At 45.8% G+C, this 23,059-nt stretch carries 23 protein-coding genes; 16 read left to right on the top strand and 7 right to left on the bottom strand.

The genetic code is table 11. The features are described from left to right. Positions 1-39: 39 nt before the first annotated feature. From MY9_RS20260 to MY9_RS20250, 3 genes are all read right to left on the bottom strand, one after another. Positions 40-1,425, bottom strand: coding sequence for a sugar porter family MFS transporter (locus MY9_RS20260; RefSeq protein WP_014666032.1), 1,386 nt, complete (start codon positions 1,423-1,425; stop codon positions 40-42). A 117-nt stretch (positions 1,426-1,542) separates the two neighbouring features. Next, positions 1,543-2,031 carry an HPP family protein gene (locus tag MY9_RS20255; protein ID WP_237711729.1) on the bottom strand — a complete coding sequence of 163 codons (489 nt, stop codon included), beginning with the start codon at positions 2,029-2,031 and terminating at the stop codon, positions 1,543-1,545. A gap of 136 nt (positions 2,032-2,167) precedes the next feature. After that, positions 2,168-2,743, bottom strand: a complete 576-nt coding sequence (locus MY9_RS20250) for a CGNR zinc finger domain-containing protein (RefSeq protein ID WP_014666030.1) — start codon at positions 2,741-2,743, stop codon at positions 2,168-2,170. A 69-nt stretch (positions 2,744-2,812) separates the two neighbouring features. On the opposite strand from MY9_RS20250, the gene MY9_RS20245 reads away from it, so the two are divergent. After that, a complete protein-coding gene (locus MY9_RS20245) occupies positions 2,813-3,283 on the top strand; it encodes a hypothetical protein (RefSeq protein ID WP_014666029.1) in 471 nt (156 codons plus the stop codon). Between the two features lie 186 nt (positions 3,284-3,469). On the opposite strand, the gene MY9_RS20240 is transcribed toward MY9_RS20245, so the two are convergent. From MY9_RS20240 to iolR, 4 genes are all read right to left on the bottom strand, one after another. Beyond that, positions 3,470-3,775: a DUF2653 family protein gene (locus MY9_RS20240; RefSeq protein ID WP_014666028.1), complete on the bottom strand. Its 306-nt coding sequence runs from the start codon at positions 3,773-3,775 to the stop codon at positions 3,470-3,472. Between the two features lie 3 nt (positions 3,776-3,778). Then, the gene (locus tag MY9_RS20235) at positions 3,779-4,426 is read right to left on the bottom strand and encodes a hypothetical protein (RefSeq protein ID WP_014666027.1); all 648 of its coding nucleotides are present in this window, start codon (positions 4,424-4,426) and stop codon (positions 3,779-3,781) included. Positions 4,427-4,683: 257 nt separating this feature from the next. After that, positions 4,684-5,616, bottom strand: coding sequence for an aldo/keto reductase (locus tag MY9_RS20230; RefSeq protein WP_014666025.1), 933 nt, complete (start codon positions 5,614-5,616; stop codon positions 4,684-4,686). A gap of 53 nt (positions 5,617-5,669) precedes the next feature. After that, on the bottom strand, positions 5,670-6,425 hold the full coding sequence (gene iolR / locus MY9_RS20225) for a myo-inositol utilization transcriptional regulator IolR (protein WP_003227050.1): 756 nt from the start codon (positions 6,423-6,425) through the stop codon (positions 5,670-5,672). A gap of 416 nt (positions 6,426-6,841) precedes the next feature. On the opposite strand from iolR, the gene iolA reads away from it, so the two are divergent. From iolA to MY9_RS20150, 15 genes are all read left to right on the top strand, one after another. Continuing rightward, entirely contained in the window at positions 6,842-8,305 is a 1,464-nt protein-coding gene (gene iolA, locus MY9_RS20220) for a methylmalonate-semialdehyde dehydrogenase (protein WP_014666024.1), read from the top strand. A gap of 74 nt (positions 8,306-8,379) precedes the next feature. Beyond that, positions 8,380-9,195, top strand: a complete 816-nt coding sequence (gene iolB / locus MY9_RS20215) for a 5-deoxy-glucuronate isomerase (protein ID WP_014666023.1) — start codon at positions 8,380-8,382, stop codon at positions 9,193-9,195. Positions 9,196-9,218: 23 nt separating this feature from the next. Next, positions 9,219-10,196 (top strand): 5-dehydro-2-deoxygluconokinase, encoded by a 978-nt coding sequence (gene iolC, locus MY9_RS20210; protein WP_014666022.1) that lies wholly within the window; start codon positions 9,219-9,221, stop codon positions 10,194-10,196. Positions 10,197-10,228: 32 nt separating this feature from the next. Next, positions 10,229-12,142 carry a 3D-(3,5/4)-trihydroxycyclohexane-1,2-dione acylhydrolase (decyclizing) gene (iolD, locus tag MY9_RS20205; RefSeq protein ID WP_014666021.1) on the top strand — a complete coding sequence of 638 codons (1,914 nt, stop codon included), beginning with the start codon at positions 10,229-10,231 and terminating at the stop codon, positions 12,140-12,142. 16 nt (positions 12,143-12,158) lie between these two features. Then, on the top strand, positions 12,159-13,052 hold the full coding sequence (iolE, locus tag MY9_RS20200; RefSeq protein WP_014666020.1) for a myo-inosose-2 dehydratase: 894 nt from the start codon (positions 12,159-12,161) through the stop codon (positions 13,050-13,052). Positions 13,053-13,066: 14 nt separating this feature from the next. Continuing rightward, a complete protein-coding gene (gene iolF, locus MY9_RS20195) occupies positions 13,067-14,383 on the top strand; it encodes a myo-inositol transporter IolF (protein WP_014666019.1) in 1,317 nt (438 codons plus the stop codon). A gap of 22 nt (positions 14,384-14,405) precedes the next feature. Continuing rightward, positions 14,406-15,440 (top strand): bifunctional inositol 2-dehydrogenase/D-chiro-inositol 1-dehydrogenase, encoded by a 1,035-nt coding sequence (gene iolG, locus MY9_RS20190; RefSeq protein WP_014666018.1) that lies wholly within the window; start codon positions 14,406-14,408, stop codon positions 15,438-15,440. A 19-nt stretch (positions 15,441-15,459) separates the two neighbouring features. Further along, positions 15,460-16,329, top strand: a complete 870-nt coding sequence (locus tag MY9_RS20185) for a sugar phosphate isomerase/epimerase family protein (protein ID WP_014666017.1) — start codon at positions 15,460-15,462, stop codon at positions 16,327-16,329. Between the two features lie 86 nt (positions 16,330-16,415). Further along, on the top strand, positions 16,416-17,252 hold the full coding sequence (iolI, locus tag MY9_RS20180) for a 2-keto-myo-inositol isomerase (RefSeq protein ID WP_014666016.1): 837 nt from the start codon (positions 16,416-16,418) through the stop codon (positions 17,250-17,252). Between the two features lie 20 nt (positions 17,253-17,272). Then, positions 17,273-18,145, top strand: coding sequence for a 6-phospho-5-dehydro-2-deoxy-D-gluconate aldolase (iolJ, locus tag MY9_RS20175; protein ID WP_014666015.1), 873 nt, complete (start codon positions 17,273-17,275; stop codon positions 18,143-18,145). A 107-nt stretch (positions 18,146-18,252) separates the two neighbouring features. Continuing rightward, entirely contained in the window at positions 18,253-18,942 is a 690-nt protein-coding gene (gene yxdJ, locus MY9_RS20170) for a two-component system response regulator YxdJ (RefSeq protein ID WP_014666014.1), read from the top strand. Next, positions 18,939-19,916: a two-component system sensor histidine kinase YxdK gene (gene yxdK, locus MY9_RS20165; RefSeq protein WP_014666013.1), complete on the top strand. Its 978-nt coding sequence runs from the start codon at positions 18,939-18,941 to the stop codon at positions 19,914-19,916. Before yxdJ ends, yxdK begins: the two co-directional genes overlap by 4 nt. A 143-nt stretch (positions 19,917-20,059) precedes the next feature. After that, on the top strand, positions 20,060-20,833 hold the full coding sequence (gene yxdL, locus MY9_RS20160; RefSeq protein ID WP_014666012.1) for an ABC transporter ATP-binding protein YxdL: 774 nt from the start codon (positions 20,060-20,062) through the stop codon (positions 20,831-20,833). Further along, on the top strand, positions 20,808-22,676 hold the full coding sequence (gene yxdM / locus MY9_RS20155) for an ABC transporter permease YxdM (protein WP_014666011.1): 1,869 nt from the start codon (positions 20,808-20,810) through the stop codon (positions 22,674-22,676). The genes yxdL and yxdM overlap by 26 nt, the downstream gene beginning before the upstream one ends. Positions 22,677-22,689: 13 nt before the next feature. After that, positions 22,690-23,037, top strand: a complete 348-nt coding sequence (locus MY9_RS20150; protein WP_014666010.1) for a YxeA family protein — start codon at positions 22,690-22,692, stop codon at positions 23,035-23,037. The last annotated feature ends 22 nt before the right edge of the window (positions 23,038-23,059 follow it).

The following is a 23,059-nucleotide window of genomic DNA, read 5'->3' as shown; positions in this document are numbered from 1 at the left end:
AGAAAAAGGAATCGTCCCATAAGGAGACGATTCCTTTTTTTATAATGTACGCTCATTTAGCATTTGGTTTTGGGTGCTTTTCTTCTTTTTAAATCGGTTTTTCAGGCTTGCTTCAATTTCCTCCAAGCTTCGCCCTTTGGTTTCCGGCACCATGTAGAAAGCGAAGAAAAATGAGAGAAGACAAATGACTGAGAAAACCATAAAGACCCATGCGATGCCCATTGCGCTTAGCATCAGCGGGAAGACGAGCGACACGATCAGGTTGGCTGCCGATAACACCAAAGTCGTGAACCCTGTCGCGGCTCCGCGCGCTTTGGATGGGAAGAGCTCAGGCATGAGCACCCACACTACCGGACCCCATGTCGCCTGGTAAAAGACGATATAGACGCCGAGAAAGACTACTGTCATCCACGCTGTTGATGCGGAAAGCCCCAGTGTCAGGAGCACGCCTGATAAAGCAGCAAGGCTCAGTGTAATGCCGACACTTCCCCAGATCAGAAGTTTTTTGCGTCCGACACGGTCAATTAAAATCATGGCAGTGATACACATGATGACGTTAAGGACGCCGATTCCCATTGTGCCGAGTGCGGAAGCTGACGTGCCAAGACCGGCCTTCGTAAAAATGGTCGGCGCGTAGTAGATCACCGTGTTAATGCCGACCGCCTGCTGAAAAATGGCAAGGCCGACGCCAATCAGAAGCATAGGGCGAATCCATTTGGCTTTTAGGACGCTGAGTGTTGTTTCTTTTTTCTCTGCTTCTCCTTGCTTCATCTCTCCCAATTCCATTTCGATGTCTTTGGGATCATGAGTGATGTTCATGATTCGTCTCGCTTCTTCTTCACGGCCGCGCTTCACCAGCCATCTTGGCGATTCCGGCATGAATGCGATGCCGATTAATAAAAGCACGGCAGGCACCGCGGCCAGACCGACCATCCAGCGCCACGCTTCAAACGGTGTGAACAGGTAGTTCACGATATAGGCGAGCAAAATTCCTGTGACGATCATTAAGTTGTTCATTGTGCCGAGTGTACCGCGAATTTTTGTCGGTGCCATTTCTGAAAGATATACGGGCACAAGCGCCGTTGAACCGCCGACGGCCAATCCGAGAATCACCCTAGATGCAATCAGCATGCCGATTGTTTGAGAAAATGCGCAAGCGAGCGCTCCGATAATGAAAATGATGGAAAGGACAAATACAACCTTTCTCCTGCCCCAGCGGTCTGAGCATGTGCCGCTCAAGGCCGAACCGAAAATCGCGCCAAGGAGCAACATGCTGACAACCAATCCTTCTGTCAATGTCGTTAAAGGAATATCGTTATTGATAAACAGGAGTGCCCCGGAGATAACGCCTGTATCGTAACCGTAAAGCAGTCCCCCTAAAGCGCCGAAAAAGTAGATCATATATTTCCTTGTGTCTTTCTTCACAAATGTCTCCTCCTCAGTTGTTGAGCCAATGAGTAACTAAAAATATGTAACAAAGTTAATAGATTAGTACCCATTTCCTATCTCATTTGAAACATTTGTTTTGAAAAAACGGAAACTTTAAAGCCAAAAGGCGGGGTATTGGCGATTTTTGCGTAAGTTATTAATAATGAGAGCGATAATCACGATGATGACAGACCCAATGAGCACGGGAAATACTAAATAACTCCAAGCATATGCCCCTTGAATAACAACAATCGGGTCGGCGCCGGCAGGAGGATGAGTGGTTTTGGTCAGCATCATCAAGCAAATGGCAAGCCCTGTCCCCAATGCAAAGGTCCATGGATGGGCGCCGAATATGTGAAGGACAACAATCCCGGTAAGCGCGGAAATAAAATGGCCGCCAATCACATTTCTCGGTTGTGATAATGGAGCATTCCAAGCGCTGAAGACGAGCACACAGCTTGCTCCAAAAGGCGCCATTAACCATAAGCTTGATGTATAAGCGGTCAGCGAAGCGAGTGTCAGTATGGTTATAAATCCTCCGATAAGCCCTGTAACAGCGTCTTTGCCGTTTACCCGTAAAGGCGTCTTTCCTGTCCCTTTCATTTTTAAAAAGAAGTTGTTTTCCAAATTTATCCCTCCAGTATATTTAGAATAATAGGTAAACAATAACCTGTCAATTTTATTTTTAGGGGTTAGTTTTTCGGATCAATAAAAAAACCGTTCGCTGGGGAACGGATTCTTACTCATGATTTATTTTTTTCTGATGGCGTGAGACCTTATGTCTGTTGCCGCATATCTTCATGGAACACCATTTTCGTCTCCCTGTTTTATCAAGAAATAGCAAAATGCACTTTTCATTTGCGCACCGTTTCAGCTGTTGGATTTCTTTTGTGTGAATCAGCCATAACGCATCGTAAGCGATAAGCGATAAAATGGAATCATCTGGTTTTCCATTCGGAATGCGGGCAAGTTTGTCATCTATGATTTGATAAGAAAAAGGAGCGGCGGTGATTTGATCTTGCAGGAAAGAGATAAAAGCTGGGGAAGGTTCACTGCCCTCGGCGATATACTCAAAGTGTTTTCTCAACTCAGCCCGGAATTGATGAATCCGCTGCAATCGTCCCCGGACTTCCTGTAGCGTCAAAGAACTGAGAAAAGGAGCAGTTTCTCCCATTATTTTAAACCATGTCATCAGGTCTTTTTCTGACGGGATGAGCTCGTGCCGTTTATCATAGCTTACGATTTCAGTATTCACAAGATCGACAGATAGGTTATGTGTGATAAGAGGGAATTGAGCATTTGCCATTGTGATCATTCCTTTCAAAATTATTGTAAGCGCCAAAACCTTTTTTACGCAAGGATATGAATATAAGGAGGCTTTTTTATGTTGGAAAAGCAAAAGCTTAAGAAAGTATGCAGCAGCCAATTGGATGTTTTACCGCATATCAGCATTCAGGAATTTCGCCAGCCTGATTCAGAATCATTCGTTTTTTACTTAACAGCTGAAAGGCCAGAAGATAAATCAATTGAAGATGTCTTTTGTTTATTACTAGAGAGGGAAGAGTATGCCGAAGCAAGCCGGGAATGGAACAGAGCAGCAATAGAGAAAACTAGAGATGCTGTATTAACGAACATACTGGAACCGGTAATAGAGCATGGGATTTTTTCCGAAATTGACGGAGCATCTGCTTTACAGCGAATCCATACCTATGAAAATAACGGTATTCAAATTGATGAGTCGCTGTTTATGGATGAAAGCAGGCATGTCGTCATCTATGATGATTGGAATTTGTTCATGGTGTTTGGTTATGAAGGGACAACAGCTTATCTATATACGTGGTTTACAACAGCATAATGAAATGATCATTTGTAAATATAACTTACAAAACAAAAACGATTTTTCTTTTAGGATATTATACTGAAAGGGGGCCGATGCTCTTCCTATTTATCGGAAAACATGCTGTTTCTGTACCTGCCTTTCATGGGCCGGAGGGGAAAAGCATCAAAAAAACCTTACTCGCGCGGAGTAAGGTTTTGGTTTTTACTCGTCCTCGTTGACGAAAACCAAGGCGGAGAAGCCTTTTTTCTTATCAAATTGCAATTCAACGACGGTAACGTCTGGATTGAAGTTGTGGTATTCCTCTAAGAACTGAATAATGCCTTCCGAAATGTCATCTGACATAAGCTGCTTGTGGTGCAGGCCAAACGTGGCTTCAGCGAAGAATCCTGTACGCTTGTTGTAGGATAGTTCTTTTACTTCAACGTCTTCAGGGCAGATATCTTCTTCATTGGAAATATACACGCAAATTCCGTCTACCATTTCTTGCTCATTTAATATTAATCTCATTGCCTAAAATCTCCTTCTGTACGTCTTCGGTGCTTTAAATGCGCGAATCAGTGCGATGACAATGATGAAAATAATGATTAAAGCGATGATATCAACGATCCAGGCAATGGGGGAAGCGCCATAAGAAACATAGCCTGGGCCTCCGACTGGATGATAGGTGTAACCCCATGGGTGCATCATGCTGATCATGAACATCCCCATTGTAAATCCGCTATAATATCCAAACCATCCTGATGGCGCGAAACCTGCGTGATAGTAATGATTGACTGAAACATATCGTCCGCCAACATAGGCTTTAGTCGTTTTCCCGCTGTATGTCTTTCCGCTTACTTTTGATGTAGCGCCGGAAAAGGTGCCTGACGATTTTTTAGCGCTTGATGAGCTTGCCTTTTCCGAAGGCTTCTTTTTCAGTGAAATTGATGATGAATCATCAGACGTCTTGGATTTTTTGCTTGAGGAGCTTGATCCTGAGCTGTAGCTTGACTTCGGGCTGGATTTATAGCTTCCGCTGTATGATGAGCTTGAACTTCGGCTGCTGTAACTAGATGATGAGCGGCCGCTAAAGCTTTTTGCATGAGAAATCGTTGATGGCAGCAGTACACCTAAAGCAACAATTACTGCGACTAAGGCTTTTACATATTTAAGTTTCATTCTGTTTCCTCCATAGACCGCCGAAACGGCCCGCTATTCTGAGCTGCGAATCAAAGAAGCTGGATCAGCTTTTTTGATTGATATGAGTCTATATTTCTAGGTGAGATTAACATTGTATGCTTTTGCTTTTTCATCACTTTCTTTCTGAGATTCAACTACCTTTATTTTATCGGATGTATGGCTCTTTTTGTAAGATTTTGCTTCTAGGAATTTATCGCGCAAAAAAACAGCCTTCCCCAATGGAAGGCTGTTTTCTCTTATGCGAACAGCTTATCAATAAACGAAATATCCTCTTGAGAAAGCGTCACGTCGGCTGTTTTGATGTTATCAATCAGCTGATCGGCACGTTTTGCTCCAGGGATTAAAATATCAATTTCCGGTCTTGCTAAATACCAAGCCAATACGACGTGAGGGATATCCACGTTGTGTTTTTCAGCAATCGGCGCAAGCTTGTTGACCTTTCTGATATTTTCTTTGAAACGCTCGCCCTTGAAGTGTTCCTGTTCGTTGCGCAGGTCGCCTTCAGGGAACGTTGTATCTTCTGTATACTTTCCTGCCAATAAACCAGATACGAGCGGGAAGTAAGGGATAAATGAAATGTTATGCTCCTTCGTATACGGGAAGAATGTGTTTTCCGCTTCACGGTTTAACAGGTTGTATTCGCCTTGCAATACATCTACCAAACCGTCTTTGTTTGCTTCTTTCAATTGCTCTAAAGAGAAATTGGATACACCGATGGAGCGGATTTTTCCGGCTTTCTTCATCTCATTAAGTGCGTTAACGGCTTCATCCTTCGGCGTATGTTCGTCAGGGAAGTGAATGTAGAACAAATCGATATAATCGGTATTCAAGCGCTTCAGGCTTTCATCAACTGATTTTTTAAGAAATGCTGGTGAATTATCAAAGACAAAGTCATTGCCTTGTTTTCTGTGAGCGGCTTTTGTTGCGATGACAACATCTTCACGGTTGAATTCACGCAGCACTTCACCGATTAATTCTTCGGAACGGCCGATCCCGTAAATATAAGCGGTGTCTAACATGGTCACGCCATTACGAATCGCCTCGCGCACCAATTCTTTTCCGGTTTCTTCATTCAGGTTCGGGTAGAGGTTATGTCCTCCGACAGCATTTGTTCCTAATCCGATAGGGAATACCTGCAAGTCTGATTTTCCGAGCTTCGCTTTTTTCATGATCTGCCTCCTAGAATAAAATGGATGATAAACTCTCAACACTATTGTAAACGTTAGGCCAGATGAATGCCGATTTGATGCTCATTGCAGTATTGCGTGTACTCGTCGTCTAATGGCTGAGAGGTCACAATGCAATGCAGCCTGTCAAACGGTGCATACGTCAGAAGCGTTGATTTTCCAAATTTAGAATGGTCAGCCAATAGATACACTTCTTTTGCTTTTTCTGAAATCCTCTTTTTAATTTCATACTCCAGCAGATCTGAATTGGTCAAACCGTGTGTCAGCGTCGTTCCGGTAGCGGACATAAAGGCTTTGTTGATATTGTACTTATCAAGCATAGCCGGGTCGTCCATGCCGACAAAGGAGCGGGTTTTTCTCTTATAGTTGTTTCCGATAATGATTAAGTTGATATTCTTCAAAGCTGATGCCGCATTGATAATGTCTAAACTGTTGGTTAAGATGGTGACATTTTTGGCAGGGTCAAGCGTATCAAGAATAGACTTTGTCGTCGTTCCTGAATCAATAAAGACCAAATCGTGATCTTCAATAAAACGGGAAGCATAATGGGCGATTTTTGTTTTTTCATCCTGGTGCTGAATGGTGCGATTTTCAAAAGGAACTAATGCGGTTTTTTCAATAGATGTTACGCCGCCATATACTTTTTCTATCGCACCCTTTTCTGTTAGCTTGTTGATATCACGTCTGACTGTGTTTTTGGAGACATTGAACACTTGGCACAGCTCATCTAAGGAAACAGTGCCATGCGATAAAATGTACTCCTCCATTTCCTGAATCCGCATCAGTTTCATATCAAAAACTCCTTCTTGAATCTTTACGTAACATAAATATATAATAAAAACCAAAAGTTAATCAATAGTTGCTTAAAAAATGATAACATCGTTATATATCTTTCGCAAGATTCGATGGACTTCTCGTCACTCTTCTCATTGATTAAAAGATTAATATCATAAAAATAATGAAAAAATGTAGTGTTTATGATTGACTTATGGGTATTATACGATTAGAATATAACCAAGAAATGACCAAAAAGTAACCTGATGTGCATGAAATGGTTGCTTGTATGTAAATATACATCCGCCATTTATTTTTTTGGTTTTTTTGAAAGCGTTTAATTCTTGGCTTACTGAAAAGTGGATATTGATACGAATCTATTCTGAACCATCCATACAAGTGTATGTGTTTACTAATGAAGGAGGCAATAAGAATGGCAGAAATCAGAAAATTAAAAAACTACATCAACGGTGAATGGGTTGAAAGCAAAACAGATCAATATGAAGATGTCGTCAACCCGGCGACGAAAGAAGTACTGTGCCAAGTGCCGATTTCTACAAAAGAGGATATTGATTACGCAGCGCAAACAGCGGCTGAAGCATTTAAAACATGGTCAAAGGTGGCGGTTCCGCGCCGCGCCAGAATTCTATTTAACTTCCAGCAGCTGCTGTCCCAGCATAAAGAAGAACTGGCTCATCTGATTACCATTGAAAACGGAAAAAACACAAAAGAAGCTTTAGGTGAAGTGGGACGCGGGATTGAAAACGTAGAGTTCGCCGCTGGAGCACCTTCTCTGATGATGGGTGATTCGCTTGCTTCCATCGCAACGGACGTTGAAGCGGCCAACTACCGCTACCCCATCGGAGTTGTCGGCGGAATCGCGCCATTCAACTTCCCGATGATGGTCCCTTGCTGGATGTTCCCGATGGCGATCGCACTCGGCAACACATTTATTTTAAAACCATCAGAGCGGACACCGCTGTTAACAGAGAAGTTGGTTGAGCTTTTTGAAAAAGCGGGCCTTCCGAAAGGGGTATTCAACGTCGTATACGGTGCGCATGACGTTGTGAACGGCATCCTCGAGCATCCAGAAATTAAAGCGATTTCATTCGTAGGCTCCAAGCCGGTCGGCGAATACGTCTACAAAAAAGGAAGCGAACACTTAAAACGCGTTCAATCTCTGACCGGCGCGAAAAACCATACGATTGTCTTGAACGACGCGCATCTTGAAGACACGGTCACAAACATCGTCGGTGCTGCCTTCGGTTCTGCCGGTGAACGCTGCATGGCTTGTGCGGTTGTGACGGTTGAAGAAGGTATCGCTGATGAATTTATGGCGAAGCTGCAGGAAAAAGTGGCGGACATTAAAATCGGCAATGGCCTTGATGACGGTGTGTTCTTAGGACCGGTGATTCGCGAAGACAACAAGAAACGCACGCTCAGCTATATCGAAAAAGGCCTTGAAGAAGGCGCGAGACTCGTATGTGACGGCCGTGAAAATGTGTCTGACGACGGCTACTTTGTCGGCCCGACGATCTTTGACAATGTCACAACAGAGATGACGATCTGGAAAGATGAAATTTTCGCTCCGGTTTTATCTATCATCCGTGTGAAAAACCTGAAAGAAGCGATTGAAATTGCCAATAAGTCTGAGTTTGCGAACGGCGCCTGCCTGTTTACATCCAACGCAAACGCAATCCGCTATTTCCGTGAAAACATTGATGCGGGAATGCTCGGCATCAACCTTGGTGTGCCGGCTCCAATGGCATTCTTCCCATTCTCAGGCTGGAAGTCTTCATTCTTTGGGACGCTGCATGCGAACGGAAAAGACAGCGTCGACTTCTATACGCGTAAAAAAGTGGTTACGGCGAGATATCCGGAACCTGATTTCAACTAAACGACGAAAAGCCGAACGGCGTCCATGTGCGCTGTTCGGACTCATTCTGCCAATAGAAAGAGGAGGGCTTCACTATGAGTTATTTGTTGCGTAAGCCGCAGTCGCATGAAGTGTCTAATGGAGTCAAATTGGTGCACGAAGTAACGAAATCCAACTCTGATCTCACTTATGTAGAGTTTAAGGTGTTAGATCTAGCTTCCGGTTCCAGCTATGCAGAAGAATTGAAAAAACAAGAAATCTGTATTGTGGCGGTAACGGGAAAAATTACAGTGACGGATTATGAGTCGACTTTTGAGAATATCGGCACGCGTGAAAGCGTATTCGAACGAAAACCGACAGACAGCGTCTATATGTCAAATGACCGTGCATTTGAGATTACAGCGGTCAGCAACGCAAGAGTGGCGCTTTGCTATTCTCCATCGGAAAAACAGCTGCCGACAAAGCTAATCAAAGCGGAAGACAACGGAATTGAGCATCGCGGGAAGTTTTCAAACAAACGTACTGTTCATAACATTCTTCCGGATTCAGACCCTTCAGCTAACAGCCTATTAGTGGTTGAAGTCTATACAGACAGCGGCAACTGGTCCAGCTACCCGCCTCACAAACATGATCAAGACAACTTGCCGGAAGAATCTTTCTTAGAAGAAACGTACTACCATGAGTTAGACCCGGGGCAGGGCTTTGTGTTTCAGCGCGTATACACAGATGACCGTTCTATTGATGAGACAATGACTGTAGAAAATGAAAACGTTGTCATCGTTCCTGCGGGATACCACCCGGTAGGTGTGCCGGACGGATACACATCCTACTATTTAAATGTCATGGCAGGGCCGACGCGGAAATGGAAGTTTCATAATGACCCGGCGCATGAGTGGATTTTAGAACGTTAACAAGTGAGGAGTGGCTGTTTACGATGAAGTATATATTCAATGAAGAGAAGGCTTTTGATATTGTTGCCATCGGCCGGGCATGTATTGATCTGAACGCAGTCGAATACAACCGCCCAATGGAAGAAACGATGACATTTTCGAAATATGTCGGCGGTTCACCTGCGAATATCGCGATCGGCAGCGCGAAGCTTGGCTTAAAAGCGGGCTTCATCGGCAAAATTCCAGATGACCAGCATGGAAGATTCATAGAGTCCTATATGAGAAAGACCGGCGTGGATACTACACAGATGATTGTTGATCAAGATGGACACAAAGCAGGCCTTGCATTTACAGAAATCCTCAGCCCTGAAGAATGCAGCATCTTAATGTATCGCGATGATGTGGCGGATCTTTATCTTGAGCCTTCAGAGGTAAGCGAGGACTATATCGCAAATGCGAAAATGCTGCTTGTCTCCGGGACAGCGCTCGCCAAAAGCCCGTCACGGGAAGCGGTGTTAAAAGCTGTTCAATACGCGAAAAAGCATCAGGTCAAGGTGGTATTCGAACTGGATTACCGGCCATATACGTGGCAGTCAGCGGATGAAACAGCCGTTTACTACACTTTGGTTGCCGAGCAGTCTGATATCGTCATCGGCACACGTGATGAATTTGATGTGATGGAAAACCGCACAGGCGGAAGCAATGAGGAATCCGTCAATCATTTATTTGGCCATTCAGCCGACCTCGTTGTCATCAAACACGGCGTCGAAGGCTCTTACGCATACAGCAAATCCGGCGAGGTATTCCGCGCCCAAGCGTACAAGACAAAAGTGCTGAAAACCTTTGGAGCCGGTGACTCCTATGCGTCAGCCTTTATCTATGGCCTTGTCACCGGAAAAGACATCGAAACGGCATTGAAATACGGCAGTGCTTCAGCTTCCATTGTGGTGAGCAAGCACAGTTCGTCAGAAGCGATGCCGACTGCGGATGAAATCGTACAGCTTATTGAAGCACAGTCATAATTGAAAAAGATCGAGTAAAGGTGGGATCGTTTGTGGGTAAGAAAATTCGCTTAACAACAGCACAGGCGCTGATTAAATTCTTAAACCAGCAGTACATCCATGTTGATGGAAAAGAAGAGCCTTTTGTCGAAGGGATTTTCACGATTTTCGGCCATGGAAACGTATTGGGGATCGGGCAGGCGCTTGAGCAGGATGCAGGCCATTTGAAAGTCTATCAAGGGAAAAATGAACAAGGAATGGCGCATGCGGCCATGGCGTACAGCAAGCAAATGCTGAGAAGAAAAATATATGCGGTGTCTACATCCGTCGGACCGGGAGCGGCTAACTTAGTGGCGGCAGCCGGTACTGCATTGGCAAACAATATCCCAGTTCTCTTGATTCCGGCAGACACATTTGCGACAAGACAGCCAGACCCTGTACTGCAGCAAATGGAGCAAGAATACAGTGCGGCGATTACAACAAACGATGCATTGAAACCTGTATCGAGATATTGGGACCGCATTACGCGCCCTGAGCAGCTCATGAGCAGTTTGCTGCGCGCGTTTGAAGTCATGACTGATCCGGCAAAAGCAGGTCCGGCAACGATTTGTATTTCTCAGGATGTTGAAGGGGAAGCATACGATTTTGATGAAAGTTTCTTCGTCAAACGGGTTCACTATATTGATCGCATGCAGCCGAGCGAGCGTGAGCTTCAAGGTGCGGCCGAGCTGATTAAATCCAGCAAAAAACCTGTGATCCTCGTCGGCGGAGGCGCAAAATACTCCGGTGCGCGGGATGAATTGGTTGCCATTTCTGAAGCCTATAACATTCCGTTAGTTGAAACACAGGCAGGAAAGTCTACTGTTGAGGCTGATTTTGCGAACAACCTTGGCGGAATGGGCATCACAGGTACACTTGCAGCAAATAAAGCGGCCCGCCAAGCTGATTTGATTATCGGCATCGGCACAAGGTATACAGATTTTGCGACATCCTCTAAGACCGCTTTTGATTTTGATAAAGCGAAGTTTTTGAACATTAATGTCAGCCGAATGCAGGCGTATAAACTTGATGCATTCCAAGTGGTAGCGGATGCGAAAGTGACGCTTAGCAAACTGCACGGCTTGCTTGCAGGCTATGAGAGCGTGTTCGGCACAACGATCCGGGAGCTGAAGGACGAATGGCTCGCTGAACGCGAACGCCTCAGCAAAGTGACGTTTAAGCGGGAAGCATTTGATCCGGAAATCAAACATCATTTCTCTCAAGAGGTTCTGAATGAATATGCCGACGCCTTGAATACTGAGCTTCCGCAAACAACGGCATTGCTGACAATCAATGAGACGATTCCTGAAGACAGCGTCATCATCTGTTCAGCAGGCTCACTTCCAGGAGATTTGCAGCGTCTGTGGCATTCTAATGTTCCGAATACGTATCACCTGGAGTACGGATATTCTTGCATGGGCTATGAAGTGTCAGGGACACTCGGTCTTAAACTGGCTCATCCTGACAGAGAAGTGTATTCCATTGTCGGAGACGGCAGCTTCCTGATGCTTCACTCCGAGCTGATTACGGCGATTCAGTACAACAAGAAAATCAATGTGCTGCTCTTTGACAACTCGGGATTCGGATGCATCAACAACCTGCAAATGGATCACGGCAGCGGCAGCTACTATTGCGAGTTCCGCACAGACGACAACCAAATCCTGAATGTCGATTACGCGAAAGTCGCTGAGGGATACGGCGCGAAAACCTACCGCGCGAACACAGTAGAAGAATTAAAAGCGGCGTTAGAGGATGCGAAGAAACAGGAAGTATCAACATTAATAGAAATGAAGGTTCTGCCAAAAACAATGACGGACGGATATGACAGCTGGTGGCATGTCGGAGTGGCAGAGGTATCTGAACAAGAAAGCGTTCAGAAAGCCTACGAAGCAAAAGAGAAAAAGCTGGAATCTGCGAAGCAGTATTAGAGGGGAGGCACCATAGATGGGCAAAAATGAAATCCTGTGGGGGATCGCTCCCATTGGGTGGCGGAATGATGACATGCCTGAAATTGGAGCGGGAAATACACTTCAGCATTTGTTAAGTGATATCGTTGTCGCACGTTTTCAAGGCACGGAGGTCGGGGGCTTTTTCCCCGAACCTGCCATCCTGAACAAAGAGCTGAAGCTTCGGAATTTACGCATTGCAGGCAAATGGTTCAGCAGTTTTATTTTGCGTGACGGACTTGGTGAAGCGGCAAAGGCCTTTACCCTGCATTGTGAGTATTTGCAGCAAGTAAACGCGGATGTCGCAGTTGTCTCTGAACAAACCTACAGCGTGCAAAGCTTGGAGAAAAACGTGTTCACAGAGAAGCCGCACTTTACAGATGATGAATGGGAGCGGCTTTGCGAAGGGCTGAATCACCTTGGCAAAATTGCCGATCAGCATGGCTTGAAGCTTGTCTATCATCACCATCTCGGCACTGGTGTCCAAACAGCGGAAGAAGTGGACCGCCTGATGACAGGAACAGACCCTGCGCATGTGCACCTCCTCTATGATACAGGCCATGCGTATATTTCTGACGGCGATTACATGGGGTTGCTTGTGAAGCATATCGGCCGCATTAAGCATGTGCACTTTAAGGATGCCCGCCTGAACGTCATGGAACAATGCAGGCTTGAAGGGCAATCGTTCCGGCAATCATTTTTAAAAGGCATGTTTACAGTTCCCGGTGACGGCTGCATTGATTTTAGAGAAGTATATCAGCTGCTGTTAAAGCACAGTTATTCCGGATGGATTGTCATTGAAGCTGAACAGGACCCCGATGTGGCAAACCCGCTTGAATATGCATTGATCGCGAGAAACTATATTGATCAGCAGTTGTTGGATTTGGCTTAATGGGGACTGAACATATGGGCAATACCAATGGAGATTCAGCCTTCAATAAACGGACAATCGCGGCAGCGTTAGCCAACTATATTGATGCCGGTTCAATTGTGGCGGGCTCTGCCGGTTTATCGTTATGGGTCAGTTACCTTGAGCTGTCCGATGCGCAGATCGGGCTGCTCGGCGCCCTGAGCGCAAACGCGATTTCTGCTGCTGTCGGCGCGCTGCTCGGCGGGTTTCTGGCTGATAAAGTCGGACGGAAGGCTGTTTACACCAATAGTCTGCTGGTTTATGCACTAGGGATTTGTTTGGTTTTATTTGGGGTTAATTTCCCCATGTTGTTAAGCGGTTACATGATTATCGGTTTATCGGTAGGAGCTGATATTACCGCATCATGGACCATTATTGCGGAAAATGCGCCAAAGAAGAATCGGGCCCGTCATTGTGGCGTGGCACAAGTCGCTTGGGCTGCGGGGGCAGTTGTTGTGCTGCTTCTCTCTGTACTGGTTGGTGATTTGGGCCTCTTGGGGAATAAAATCGTATTTGCCCATCTGCTTGTGATTGCGCTGATTACGTACATCCTGAGAATCAGGCTTCCGGAGTCAGATGCCTGGCAGTCAAAAAATCAGCCGGAGGATGCTCAAACAGAGAAGGCGGCTGTATTGAATAAGACATCGTATTTTGATTTGCTCAAGCCTATGTATCTCAAAAGCATCCTGTTTTTGATGGGTGTGTACTTGATTTGGAACTTAGCCGCCGGGGTCATGGGCTTCTTTATGCCATACATTTATCAGCAGGTCGGCGGTGTTTCTGCCAACATGGCCAATCTTTTGCAAATGGGGCTGTTTATTTTCACAGGATTGGGGGTCGCTTTGATCTTCATGCCCTTTGCCGACAAACATAGAAAAACCGTATTTGGAATCGCCGCTTTTATGGCGGTGATCGGCTGGACACTGTTTCTGCTGCCGGTTGAAGGCCTGCCGATTCTGCTCCTGTTTATTGTTGTGATCGGCATTAATAACGGGGCCGGGCAGCAAGCGAACTATCAGTTATGGGCGAGTGAAATCTTCCCTACGCAATATCGTGCTTCCGCACAGGGACTGATGTTTTTCCTTGTCCGTATTTCAATAGGGATTTGGAGTCTGTTTGTCCCAATGATTATCACCAATTTTGGCATTGGAACGATGGCTGCAATTCTACTCGGATGTGTGACGGCCAGCATGATCATCGGGCTGCTCTTTGCGCCGAATACGTCTGGCAAGTCGCTTGAACAAATTCAAGAGGAACTCTACGGATCTCCTCGAAGCCAAGTAAAGCAAGGAACAGAAAGCAAAATCATGTAACCAACAGAAGGAGTGGCTGTCAATGAGTTTACGTATTGGCGTAATTGGAACTGGAGCAATCGGAAAAGAACATATTAATCGCATTACGAACAAGCTGTCCGGCGCAGAAATCGTAGCTGTAACGGATGTTAATCAAGAAGCTGCACAAAAGGTCGTTGAGCAATACCAATTAAACGCGACGGTGTATCCGAATGATGACAGCCTGCTTGCAGACGAAAATGTAGACGCTGTCTTAGTGACAAGCTGGGGGCCTGCGCATGAGTCAAGCGTGCTGAAAGCGATTAAAGCCCAGAAATATGTATTCTGTGAAAAACCGCTCGCGACAACGGCTGAAGGATGCATGCGCATCGTCGAAGAAGAAATCAAAGTGGGCAAACGCCTTGTTCAAGTCGGCTTCATGCGCCGTTATGACAGCGGTTACGTACAGCTGAAAGAAGCGCTCGATAATCATGTCATCGGCGAGCCTCTTATGATCCACTGCGCGCACCGCAACCCGACTGTAGGAGATAACTATACAACGGATATGGCTGTAGTCGACACGCTTGTTCATGAAATTGACGTACTCCACTGGCTCGTCAATGATGACTACGAGTCCGTTCAAGTCATCTATCCGAAAAAATCAAAAAACGCGCTTCCGCATTTAAAAGATCCGCAAATCGTGGTGATTGAAACAAAAGGCGGCATCGTCATCAATGCTGAAATCTATGTGAACTGTAAATACGGCTATGACATTCAATGCGAAATCGTCGGAGAAGACGGCATCATCAAGCTTCCTGAACCATCCAGCATCAGCTTGAGAAAAGAAGGCAAATTCAGCACTGATATTTTGATGGATTGGCAGAGACGCTTTGTGGCTGCGTACGATGTGGAAATCCAAGACTTTATTGATTCGGTTCAAAAGAAAGGCGAGGTCAGCGGACCGACGGCATGGGACGGCTATATTGCCGCTGTTACAACGGATGCTTGTGTGAAGGCCCAAGAATCCGGACAAAAAGAAAAGGTTGAATTGAAAGAAAAACCGGAATTCTATCAATCTTATACAACCGTTCAAAACTAAAAAACAGAGGAGTGAAAATATGAAGTTAGCATTAGATCCATCCATGTATCGTGATGATTTAACTTTGGAGGAAACGGTCTATAAAACGGCAGAGCTTGGCTATGAATATATCGAATTGTCTCCGCGTGAGGATTTTTGCCCGTTTTATAAATATCCGAAAGTCGATTCAGCAAAGATCAAACAATTAAAGCGCCTTTTAAGGGATACAGGTGTTAAGCTTTCATCGCTTCTTCCGCTTTACCACTGGGCGGGTCCTGATGAAGACCGCCGGCAGGCAGCGGTGCGCAATTGGAAGCGGGCGATCGAAATTGCGGTTGAACTTGAAGTAGATTTGATGAACAGCGAATTCAGCGGATCAAAGTATGATCCTTTAACAAGTGAAGAAAAATTTATCAAATCCATGGATGAGCTTCTCCCAGTCTTTGAAAAAGAAGGCATGAAACTCAACCTTCAAGCCCACCCATACGATTTTATCGAAACGCACAAAGGTGCGATGGATATGATCCGCGCGCTTGACAAGGATTGGATCAATCTTGTCTACTCGACTGCGCATACGTTCTTCTATGATGACGGCAAAGGCGACATTGAGACCATGTTTGACGAAGCCGGGGACCGCCTCACACATGTTTTATTTGCAGACACCTATAATCATAAAGCGGCTCATGGCTTGCGCTACATCGTCAATCCGCCTGACGCGAAAGTAACGGTTCACCAGCATTTGGACATTGGCCAAGGCGAGGTTGATTTTGAAACGATTTTCAGAAAGCTGAGAGAGATGAAGTTCGACGGAATTGCGACGAATGCCGTATTTGCTTGGGTCGACGAAAGAGCGGATGAATCAAGCCGATTTATGCTTAAAAAAATGAAAGAAGAATTAGGTCTGGCATAAGCTGAGCATGGAGTTCGGCGGGATATGGCGAACAGCCTTCCTGCCGAACTCCCTTCATATCTAACACGCAGATGGGGGAGTCTGACATGAAACTTTGTTTTAATGAAGCCACAACATTGGAAAACTCAAACCTTAAACAGGATTTAGAGCTATGCGAAAAGCACGGCTATGATTATATTGAAATCCGCACAATGGATAAGCTGCCGGAGTACTTAGAAGACCATTCACTGGCTGAGCTTGCGGAGTATTTTCAAACTCATCACATCAAGCCGCTTGCCTTAAATGCACTTGTTTTCTTCAACAATCGTGATGAAAAGGGCCATAATGAGATCATCACTGAGTTTAAAGGCATGATGGAAACGTGCAAAACACTCGGTGTGAACTATGTGGTAGCCGTTCCGCTTGTGACAGAGCAGAAGATTGTAAAAGAAGAGATCAAAAAGAGCAGTGTAGAGGTGCTGACTGAGCTTTCAGATATCGCGGAGCCGTACGGCGTAAAAATCGCGCTTGAATTTGTCGGCCACCCGCAATGTACAGTCAATACGTTTGAACAGGCGTATGACATCATAAACACAGTCAACCGTGACAATGTCGGGCTTGTCCTTGACAGTTTTCACTTCCATGCCATGGGTTCAAATATTGAGAGCTTAAAGCAGGCGGACGGAAAGAAAATCTTCATCTATCATATCGATGATACCGAAGATTTCCCGATCGGCTTTTTAACGGATGAAGACCGCGTCTGGCCGGGACAAGGGGCGATTGACTTAGATGCCCACTTATCAGCACTGAAAGAAATCGGCTTTTCAGATGTTGTATCGGTTGAGCTCTTCCGCCCTGAATACTATAAGCTGGATGCTGAGGAAGCCATTCAAACAGCGAAACAAACAACAGTGGACGTCGTATCAAAATACTTCAATATCTAATGGAAAAAGGAGGGGTGGACATGGCTTTTGTATCGATGAAAGAGCTTCTTGAAGATGCAAAGCGGGAGCATTATGCGATCGGCCAGTTTAATATCAACGGTTTGCAGTGGACGAAGGCGATTTTGCAGGCGGCGCAAAAGGAGCAATCACCAGTCATCGCCGCGGCTTCCGATCGACTGGTCCACTATTTAGGCGGATTTAAAACGATTGCCGCCATGGTCGGCGCGTTAATGGAGGACATGGCGATTACCGTTCCCGTGGTGCTTCATCTTGATCACGGAAGCAGTGCGGAACGCTGCAGACAGGCCATTGACGCCGGATTCAGCTCAGTGATGATCGACGGCTCCCATCAGCCGATTGACGAGAATATCGCGATGACAAAAGAAGTCACCGATTATGCCGCAAAGCACGGCGTGTCAGTAGAAGCTGAAGTCGGCACGGTCGGCGGAATGGAAGACGGCCTGGTCGGCGGGGTCCGCTATGCCGATATCAAAGAATGTGAGAGGATCGTCAAAGAAACCAATATCGACGCGCTGGCCGCTGCCCTCGGCTCTGTACACGGCAAATATCAGGGTGAGCCGAATCTCGGATTTAAGGAAATGGAGGCTATCTCCCGCATGACTCATATTCCCCTCGTTCTTCACGGGGCATCCGGGATTCCGCAGGATCAGATCAAAAAAGCCATCACGCTCGGCCACGCGAAGATCAATATCAATACGGAATGTATGGTCGCCTGGACAGACGAAACACGCCGCATGTTTCAGGAAAACAGCGATCTGTACGAACCGCGCGCCTATATGACACCCGGCATTGAAGCCGTGGAAGAGACAGTGCGAAGCAAAATGAGAGAGTTCGGATCAGCCGGTAAAGCAGCTAAGCAGCAGGTCGGCTGAAGAGACCAGAAACCGCCGGGATGGCGGTTTTTTTGCGCGGTGTTGCGTCCGTACGCCCAAAACGATTATGATGATGGCAGCAGTGTAAGAAACGGGAGTGGTTCAGTTTGAATAAAATCATGATTGTGGAAGACAGTGAAGACATTCGCGGACTATTGCAGAATTACCTTGAAAAATACGGATATCAAACAGTAGTAGCCGCGGATTTTACGGCTGTTCTTGATGTCTTTTTGCGGGAAAAGCCTGATGTGGTGCTGCTTGATATCAACCTGCCGTCCTATGACGGCTATTATTGGTGTCGCCAGATCCGCCAGCACTCCACAAGCCCGATCATTTTCATTTCAGCCAGAAGCGGGGAAATGGATCAGGTGATGGCGATTGAAAACGGCGGAGACGATTATATCGAAAAACCGTTTTCCTACGATATTGTGCTGGCGAAAATCAAAAGCCAGATCCGGAGGGCGTACGGAGAGTACGCCGCAAAGCAGGGGGAGAAAGTGGTTGAATATGCCGGCGTCCAGCTCTTTGTGGAACGTTTTGAACTGCGTTTTCAGGATGAAAAAAGCGAGCTTTCTAAAAAAGAAAGCAAGCTTTTGGAAGTGCTGCTGGAGCGGGGAGAAAAGGTGACGAGTCGGGACCGTCTCATGGAAAAGACGTGGGACACCGACATATTCATCGATGATAATACACTTAACGTGTATATCACGCGGCTCAGAAAAAAACTGCGGGAGCTGAATGCGCCTGTTTCTATTGAAGCGGTGCGGGGCGAAGGCTACCAGCTGAGGGCGCAGTCATGAAGCTGTTTCTCCGGTCTCATGCAGTGCTGATTCTGCTTTTTCTCCTTCAAGGGCTGTTTGTCTTCTTTTATTACTGGTTTGCAGGTCTTCATTCTTTTTCTCACCTGTTTTACATATTGGGCGTGCAGCTTCTTATTTTGGCGGGCTATCTTGCCTATCGCTGGTACAAAGACCGCGGTGTGTATCATTGGCTCAGCTCGGAGCAGGAAGGGACGGACATCCCGTATCTCGGTTCTTCAGTGTTTTGTTCAGAGCTATATGAAAAGCAGATGGAGCTAATCCGGCTGCAGCACCAGAAGCTCCATGAGACCGAAGCTAAGCTGGAAGCGCGAGTGACGTATATGAATCAATGGGTGCACCAAGTGAAGACGCCGCTGTCGGTCATTAATTTAATCATTCAGGAAGAGGATGAACCCGTTTTTGAACAAATCAAAAAAGAGGTTCGGCAGATTGAATTCGGGCTGGAGACGCTTCTTTATTCATCAAGGCTCGACCTGTTTGAGCGGGATTTTAAAGTCGAAGCGGTTTCCTTATCAGAGCTTCTCCAATCAGTCATTCAAAGCTATAAACGATTTTTTATTCAATACCGCGTTTATCCGAAAATGGACATTCGCGATGACCATCAGATATACACTGATGCAAAATGGCTCAAATTTGCGATCGGCCAAGTGGTTACAAATGCGGTCAAGTATTCGGCAGGCAAGAGTGACAGACTGGAGCTGAATGTCTTCCGCGATGAAGACAGGACGGTGCTTGAAGTTAAAGATTACGGTGTCGGCATTCCCTCGCAAGACATCAAGCGGGTGTTTGACCCATATTATACCGGCGAAAACGGGCGGCGTTACCAAGAATCTACGGGAATCGGCCTCCATCTCGTCAAAGAAATTACGGACAAACTCAATCATACGGTGGACATCAGCTCGTCTCCCGGTGAAGGGACATCGGTTCGATTTTCATTTCTTACAAAAATGTAAGGCTGCGTTAAGAAAACAACATAGCTCGTTTTGTTTCCCCTTGATAACATGGATTTACGTCAAGGGGATTTTTATGTTAAATGCCCCGGCACTACATGAAAGCAGCCCAGATCAACAAGAATAAAATCATAAGGAGGATTCTCATGGCGAATATGCTTGAAGTCAAACATATAAATAAAACCTATAAAGGACAAGTGTCCTATCAAGCTTTAAAACAAATTTCATTTTCAATAGAAGAAGGCGGGTTCACGGCGGTGATGGGGCCGTCCGGATCCGGAAAAACAACGCTTTTGAATATCATTTCAACGATTGACCGTCCAGATTCAGGCGATATCCTGATTCACGGAGAAAACCCGCATCGCCTGAAGCGGACAAAGCTCGCTCATTTCCGACGCAAGCAGCTCGGATTTGTGTTTCAGGATTTCAACCTTCTGGACACGCTGACGATCGGTGAAAATATCATGCTGCCGTTAACGCTTGAAAAAGAAGCGCCGTCTGTCATGGAAGAAAAACTGCACGCCATCGCGGCAAAGCTCGGTATCGAAAACCTGCTTAACAAACGGACGTTTGAAGTATCCGGAGGCCAGCGTCAGCGGGCCGCCATTGCAAGAGCGGTCATTCATAAGCCATCACTCATTCTGGCTGATGAACCGACGGGAAACCTTGATTCCAAAGCGTCAAAAGACGTCATGGAAACGATGCAGAGCCTGAATCGGGATGATCATGTCACGGCTTTGATGGTGACCCACGATCCGGTTGCGGCAAGCTACTGCCGCCGCGTCATATTTATAAAAGACGGCGAATTGTTTAATGAGATTTACCGCGGAGAAAACCGCCAAGTCTTTTATGAACAAATTCTTGATGTGCTGTCTATGCTGGGGGGAAACGCAAATGACCTTTCTTCAGTTCGCTTATAAAAACGTCACGAGAAACAAAAGAGCCTATCTTGCATTCTTTTTAAGCAGCGCCTTTTCCGTTTTGATTTTCTTTACCTTTGCGATGTTCCTGTTTCATCCGGCATTAAAGGAAGGCTACCTGAATAACATCGCCAAAAAAGGCTTAACTGCTGCGGAATGGATGATCTTTGTTTTTTCTTTCTTATTTGTTCTGTATTCGGTTAATGCATTTTTGAAATCGAGAAATAAAGAATTCGGCATTTTGCTTATGCAGGGTATTACGCCGGTGCAGCTGAGAAAGCTCATTACAGCGGAAAACATGATCATTGGCGTCATGTCGATTGCAGCCGGGATTATCGGAGGATTCATTTTTTCAAAGACGTTCTTTACGGTCGGCGCTTATATTTTAGAAATGGACGCGCTGCCTCTGTATATGCCTTGGAAAGCGCTCGGCATTACGGCCGGCGGATTTCTGCTCTTATTTTTCCTTTTATCGCAGTTCACAATCCTTTTTGTCAGATCAAATACCGTTATCAAATTAATAAAGGGCACAGACAAGATTAAGCCGGAGCCGAAGCCGTCCGTGCTTCTGTCCTTATTCGGCATCGCCTGCCTTTGCGGCGGGTACGGAATGGTTCTGAAAGGCAATGTTCACGGGACTCAACCGTTTATCATTTTACTGCTCACCGTCATCGGTACGTATTTCTTTTTCAGCCAAAGCAGCATCTGGATTCTGCGCGCGTTGAAGAAGTGGAAAACCTTTTATTTGCGCGGGAAAAATGTCATTTGGGTTTCTGATCTTGTCTATCGTTTAAAAGACAACGCCCGCCTGTTCTTTATTGTCAGCATTATTTCCGCGGTTGCGTTTACGGCGACAGGCGTGCTCGCCATGTACAAATCGACCGTCGGGGCTGAAGAGTCCGCTTATGAGATGGAGTATATATCTTTCAGCAACAATCCAAAAGAACAGACTCATTTGAAAGATATTGACCATGAACTGAAAACACACGGCTTTACGTATAAGAAAGACAAAATAGATGTTTCCTATGTTCGCTATCAGGAAGGAGAAACTGTTCCCCCTGTTTACATGATCAGCGAATCGGATGTATCAAAATACTTCCATGTTAAGCTGAACGGCCTGAAAAATGATGAGGCTGTCTATTTCCCGGGAACGTATGACCGCAATTTCAAAAATGAAGCGCCGGATCAGCTGAAGCTGCTGAACCAAAAAGGCAAGCCGTCTGACCAAAAACTGTCGGTAAAAGAAGTCCAAAAACCGCTGATTTCATTGAATGCCATCATCGCGGTGAACGATCAAACCTTTGATCAGCTTAAATCACTAGGTGATAAAGCGTCATTATACGGCTACAGCTATGATCATTGGAAAGACAGTCTTGGGATCAGCCAATCCTTGAAAAATGAGATTTACGGCAACTATATCGACGTGCATTCTGATTTTATGGCAAAAGCCGGTACTTACTATGATACGGTGCAGTTGCCGAGCTTGAGTTTATTCATCGGGCTGTTTATCGCGATCGTCTTCTTTGTTGCGGCAGCAAGTTTCTTATATTTCAGGCTGTTCACCGATTTAGATGAAGATCGGGAGCGCTACCGTTCACTGGCCAAAATCGGCCTGAGTGAGCGTGAAATGTCACAAAGCGTGACGATACAATTGGCGATTCTCTTTTTCTTTCCATTTGTCATTGCCGTCATGCATACGCTGTTTGCCCTGAGAACATTGGCCGTCGAAGGCTATTCCGATGTAGCGGGGCCGCTCAGTCTCACGATCGGAGGGTTTTTCATTTTTCAGCTTTTGTTCTTCCTCGTGGTGCGATCAAATTATTTGAAAAAAATGAACAAGTAAGGGGAGTGCAAAGATGAAAAAAGCATTGGCGATCCTGGCCGTCTTGGCGGCTGCTGCCGTAATATGCGGTCTTCTCTTTTTTCATAATGATGTTACAGACCGATTTAATCCGTTTATTCACCAGCAAGATGTCTATGTGCAGATTGATCGAGATGGCAGACATCTTAGCCCGGGCGGTACTGAATATACATTAGACGGATACAATGCATCCGGGAAAAAAGAAGAAGTGACCTTTTTCGCCGGCAAAGAGCTTCGGAAGAACGCGTATTTGAAGGTGAAGGCGAAAGGAAAGTATGTCGAGACTTGGGAAGAAGTCAGGTTTGAAGATATGCCGGGCTCCGCACAGTCAGCATTAAAATGAATCATAAAAAAGGCACAGTCCC

Source organism: Bacillus sp. JS (assembly GCF_000259365.1).
Lineage (GTDB): Bacteria > Bacillota > Bacilli > Bacillales > Bacillaceae > Bacillus > Bacillus stercoris.
This window is presented reverse-complemented; position numbering and strand designations above follow the sequence as displayed.